Raw genomic sequence first — 5,238 nt, 5'->3', positions numbered from 1 at the left:
ACGTTCATGGACATCGCGCTGGCGATGACGACCCACGAGTTCGGGTTCGACGAAGTCGAATGCGCCTTCAGGTTGAAGAAAACCAAGGAGGAAGGCATTATCAAACTCCTCGTTCGTTTCGCGTAGCCCGCAGCGTGACACGACGGCAAGTAACGCCAGCAAAACCGGGAGGGCCGAGCACTGCCTCACCGGCGTAGGACGGGGACGGCGTAGTCCCCACGGCACGTCCGGCCCTCCTCATACCGCCCGCACCCGCAGCACATACGGCGGGCCGCCTCGGAAACGGCCCCTTCAGGAGGATGATCCCGATGACCACCAGCACCGACAGCGCCACCGTCGCCACCCACTCACAGCCGTTACCGAACGAGACCGAGACATTACCCGCTCCGCCGCCTCTCAGCCCGCTGCGCGGCAACCCGGGCGTGATCGGTATCCCCACCTTCATCGCCGGGGCCGTCGGCCTCGGGCTGGTCGACACCGGGTGGCTTCCGCCCGCCGCGGGCGGCGCCGCCATACCCGTCATCATGACTGCCACCACCGTCGGTCTCCTGATCTCCGCGATCTGGGCGGCGGCGCTCGGGCAGAACGCCGCGGCCAGCCTGTTCGGGGTGTTCTTCGGGTTCTACGGCAGCTACGCCGCGTTCGTCCTCGGTCTCGGCCACAACTGGTACAACATCCCCGCCGATCAGGTCACCAGGAGCACCGAGCTGTGGCTGATCAGCTGGCTGGTCACCATCGTCCTGTTCACCGTGGCCACCCTGCGGTTGCCCAGCAGCTACACCCTGCTGCTCGGGCTCGTCGACGTCGCGCTGGTGTTGCTACTGCTCGGCACCATCTACGCCAACACCGCCCTCACGCACGCCGGCGGCTACGTCGTGTTCGCCTTCATCGCGGTCGCGGTCTACCTGTACCTCGATATCATGTCCACCGAGACCGGCGGGAAGGGCCTGCCGCTCGGCAAGCCGATCATCTCCGGATAGCATGCCGCGCTACGATTGCCATAGATGGCCGAGCTGGCGCGTATTGATGAAAATTTCTTACATCTACCGTCAGATACCGATGATTCCATCCCCGAGCCAATAACCATAACGCTTTAACACCTTAACGCCAAAGAGAGCAAGGAATAAGAGACAAGGATCAATTTCGCCTAGACGGCCAGGTGGCGCTGGCCGCTGGTGGCGCCCGCGGCATCGACGCCGAGTCTGCTCGGCTTCTCGCAGCTGCGGGCGCCATCGTGTGGGAACCGACATGGCGGAGTCGTTCTTCCGCGAGAACCCAGGCAAGGTCAACACTACAAGTACATAAGCCGGGTCCTCGGCTCGGGACGTCACCACCCAGCGGGATGGAGGGGCGGACATCATCGCTACCCGCCTGACGCGCACCGATACTGATCTGATCATCGAGGTCTGGGATTCCAGCGCAGCCGCACCCATCCGGCAAGACCCGGCTCTCGACGCCGAGGGCGGACGCGGCCTGTTGCTGGTGTCGGCCCTGAGCACCCGATGGGCCTACTACCGACCTTCGACCGGCGGCAAGGTGGTCTGGTGCAGCCTGCCGCTGTTGGCGAGGACCAAGGTTGCAGTCGGGGACGCCGAGCCGTTGCCCTCTCGCCAGAGATCGACCGCACCCACCCTGATCGTCCACGGCACGAAGGACACCTTCATCTCTGTGGATGCCTCGCGGGCGGCTGTCGGCCGCTTCCGGGTGGAGCCCAGGCTAGTGGAGATCGAGCGGGCGCAGCACGGATTCGCGGTGCACGACGATCCCGCCTACGCCGATCCCCAGAGCCAGGAATGGCAGGCGTTCGTGATCAAAACGGTGGCCGAGTGGCCCACTGCCGCGTGGCTCACTAAAGACTGATCGCTTGGGAGCTACGCCCCCATCGCTGCCCGCAGCTCTCGCGGACCGCTCCGGCCCTGCCACGGCGTAAGGATCTCCACGACCCGTGGAGCACCGGCATCGTCGGCGGCAGCACACCCAGGGACGTCTAGGTAGGGCACCCCGTCGTGTGTGGCCCAAGGTGACCCGAAGTGCCCCTACCTACCGTGGCGCACCGGCCGCAGCGGGACTACGGCAACGATGATGCACAATTGATGCATCCGCGGGACGCGAAGGGATTGAGTTGATGGCTCGGAAGTAGCTGTTCACGTCGGTTGCGCGGCCGTCTTGTGGATCTTGCTAGGTGATCGTGTGGCGTTCGGGGGCTGGTGGGTGATGATCGGATAGCGTCCCGGGTGTGGAGTCAACGGGCCGTCCAACGTACGAGGAACTCGTGCGTCTGCTCGCGGACCGGGACGCCACGATCGCCGGGCAGGCACGGCTGATCGAGCGGCTGGTCGGGCAGGTCGAGCAGTTGTCCGACAGGGTCGCCGAGCTGGACCGTCGGCTCGGCCAGGACAGCTCGAACTCATCGCGGCCGTCGCCGTCGGACAGCCCGTACGCGAAGAAGAAAGCCAGGCCCCGGTCGTCGCGGGCCTCGACGGGCCGGCCGAAGGGCAAGCAGCCCGGCGCGGCGGGGACGACCCGCGCGATGGTCGATGACCCGGACGAGATCCACACGATCGACCCGTCGTTATGCGGGGACTGCGGATTCCCGCTGGCCGGGGCGCCGCGGGCCACGACGCGGCGCCACCAGATCGTCGAACCGCCGCCGCCTGTGCCGCGCCCGTATGTCGTCGAGTACCGGGTCGTGACGCGGCGCTGCCCGTGCTGCGCGGCGCCGACCGAGGGGGCGGCGCCGGTCGGGCTGGCGGGTCGGCTGGTCTTCGGCCCGCGGATGCTCGCGCGGGCGGCGTGGTTGCTGTGCGGCCACTATCTCCCGGTCCGCCGGGCCGCGGCGATCCTGTCGGTGATGGTCGGTGCGACGGTCTCGGCGGGCTGGACCGGCGGCGTGCGCGCCCGCGCCGCCCGTCTGCTGGAGGACGCCTTCCTCCCGCACGTGCGCGCGCTGATCGCCGCCGCGCCGGTCGCGCACGCCGACGAGACGACCGCCCGCGCCGACGGCGCGCTGCGCTACGTCCACGTCGCCGCCACCGACTACCTGACCGTGCCGCACACCGGTGACCGGACCGCCGAGGCGATCGACGCCGGCGGGATCTGGCCGACGTTCACCGGCGTGCTGGTCCGGGACGGCTACGCCGGCTACACCCACCTGACCCAGGCGCTGCACGCGTGGTGCGGTGCTCACACGTTGCGTGACCTGCGGTCCATCCACGACGGCGACCCCGACGGGCAGCTGTGGGCCGAGGCGATGGCGACGACGCTGCTCGACGCCCACCACGCCGCGTGCGACGCCCGCGCCGCCGGGCACAGCGCGCTCGCGCCCGAGGCCGTCGCCCTCATCCGCAACCACTACCGCGGCGCGCTCGCCCGCGGTGAGGCCGACAACCACGGCGACCTGTCCTCCCTCGCCCACGACGCCCGCACGCTGATCCGCCGGATGCGCCGCGAGCAGGACATGATCCTCCGGTTCGTCGTCGACCTGACCGTGCCGTTTTCCAACAATCAGGCGGAGCGCGACGTCAGGCCGGTCAAGGTTCAGCAACGAACCTCCGGCGGGTGCTGGCGGACCCTGGCCGGCCTCGTCGACTTCGCCGTCGTGCAGTCCTACCTGTCGACCGCCACCAAGTGGGGACTGAACACCCTCGACGTCCTCGAACGCCTCTTCACAACTGGTCCCTGGCTACCGCCCGCCGCCGAACCCGGCTGACGCGGCCAGCCTGCCATACCGCCACCACGAACCCCGTGCGCGTCGCGCACGGGGCTCTCCACCCTGCCCTGACGCAGATAAGCGTCAAACGCACCTCCTACCACCCGAGCTGAACAGCTACGCAATTCCAGGATCTTCGCCGCTTCCATGGCCTTCGCCCTGATCCAGAAGGGCTCGGCACTCCCTTGTCCCGTTCAAAGAACGGGCTGAGTAACGACGCCGCAGGCTTCGCGTGATGCTACGGACCGCACTGTCGCTCCCCCTCGCAGGGCCTTTGACGCTGGGCTTCGACCCCGCCCGTTTCCAGACGAAGCCGCCAGCCTGCTACCGGGCCTCCTGGCAGCTACCCGGACCGGACTTCCACCGGCAAGCGACGACGAGCTTACGACAGGTAGATCAGCCGTCTACACGGCGTCACCTCCAGTCTGCTGGGCGCACTGGAATACCTCAGTGTGGAGCGGCCGGATAGGAAGCAGAAGCTCATCGGGGCGCGGGGAGCCGGCGCAGTCACGGACTTTCTGACCTATGCCACAGCCTCGGCCGAGGAACAATGGAAAGGCATCGAGGACCGGATACCGGCCGCCCTCGCCGCTGTCGATGGTGGCAACACGCCTCAGTCTGACGAGCACCAAGCTACCATTATCGGTATCATGGCGCTCTCGACTTTCGCAGTTTTCCATGATCGAAAGTCGTGGTCGGTAATCGGTAACCTGTCTACCCGATAGGCCCTGGGTCGCTGTTTGTGACGTGTCCGCCGGTGGGATCGACCGGCGCGGCGAGGGAGTGAAAACCCAGCTCGGAGGGCTGGTGAGGGGAGCATCGGCGCTTCCTTGACCAACTCGAAAGAGTGGACGCCGATGCTCCCGGATGTCACGATACCGGTTTCTCTCGCACTGTTGCTGGACGGTTTCCGGCCGTGTTTCACCGCGCCGACGTTCCGGGTGTTCCGAGCCCTGGTCGTCGGGATGCTCGCCGCGACCGGGCGGCGGACCGTGTGCGGGATGCTCGTCGGTGCCGGCCTGTCGACGGTGTGGCCCCACGACCGGGCGCACCGGTTCTTCGCCGCCGCCCGCTGGTCGCCCGACCAGGTCGGCCTGGTCCTGGCCCGGATCGTCGTCGAGAAGCTCGCCCTGACCGGGCCGCTGACCGTCGCCCTCGACGACACCCTGTTCCACCGGACCGGCAGGAAGGTGTGGTCCGCGGGCTGGTTCCACGACGGCTCCGCGAAAGGCCCCCACCAGGTCGGATTCGGCAACAACTGGGGGTGTCGTCGGCCTCGTCGTGCCCGCCCCGCTGCTGGGCCGGCCTGTCTGCCTGCCCGTGCTCGCCCGCCTCGTCCGCAAGGACACCACCTCGGCCTCCCGGCTGTGGCTCGCCGCCCGCGCCGTCGAACAGCTCGCCGCCGCCTTCCCCGGCCGGACGATCCACGTCGTCGCGGACGCCGCCTACGCCGGCGACGAACTGAAAACCCTGCCCACGACCGTGACCTGGACGACCAGGCTCCGCAAGGACGCGGCCCTGTTCACCCC

The 5,238-nt window shown here is 68.1% G+C and carries 4 protein-coding genes and 1 pseudogene; all 5 read left to right on the top strand.

Translation table 11 applies throughout. The features are described from left to right. Positions 1-308: 308 nt before the first annotated feature. Positions 309-980 (top strand): GPR1/FUN34/YaaH family transporter, encoded by a 672-nt coding sequence (locus AC08OP_RS20245; protein ID WP_476594347.1) that lies wholly within the window; start codon positions 309-311, stop codon positions 978-980. Between the two features lie 502 nt (positions 981-1,482). After that, positions 1,483-1,860, top strand: a complete 378-nt coding sequence (locus tag AC08OP_RS20240) for a dienelactone hydrolase family protein (RefSeq protein ID WP_476615622.1) — start codon at positions 1,483-1,485, stop codon at positions 1,858-1,860. Positions 1,861-2,272: 412 nt separating this feature from the next. After that, positions 2,273-3,709 (top strand): IS66 family transposase, encoded by a 1,437-nt coding sequence (tnpC, locus tag AC08OP_RS20235; RefSeq protein ID WP_476615621.1) that lies wholly within the window; start codon positions 2,273-2,275, stop codon positions 3,707-3,709. Between the two features lie 857 nt (positions 3,710-4,566). After that, a pseudogene (locus tag AC08OP_RS20230) lies at positions 4,567-4,944 on the top strand (transposase); the annotation flags it as partial. 46 nt (positions 4,945-4,990) lie between these two features. Further along, a partial coding sequence (locus AC08OP_RS20225; protein ID WP_476615623.1) for a hypothetical protein occupies positions 4,991-5,238 on the top strand: 248 nt, incomplete at its 3' end.

It is taken from the genome of Frankia sp. CeRuru1 (assembly GCF_977966315.1).
This window is presented reverse-complemented; position numbering and strand designations above follow the sequence as displayed.

Coding starts and splice junctions, on each gene's coding strand:
- AC08OP_RS20245 (WP_476594347.1), top strand. CDS start 309: ATGACCACCAGCACCGACAGCGCCACCGTCGCCACCCACTCACAGCCG.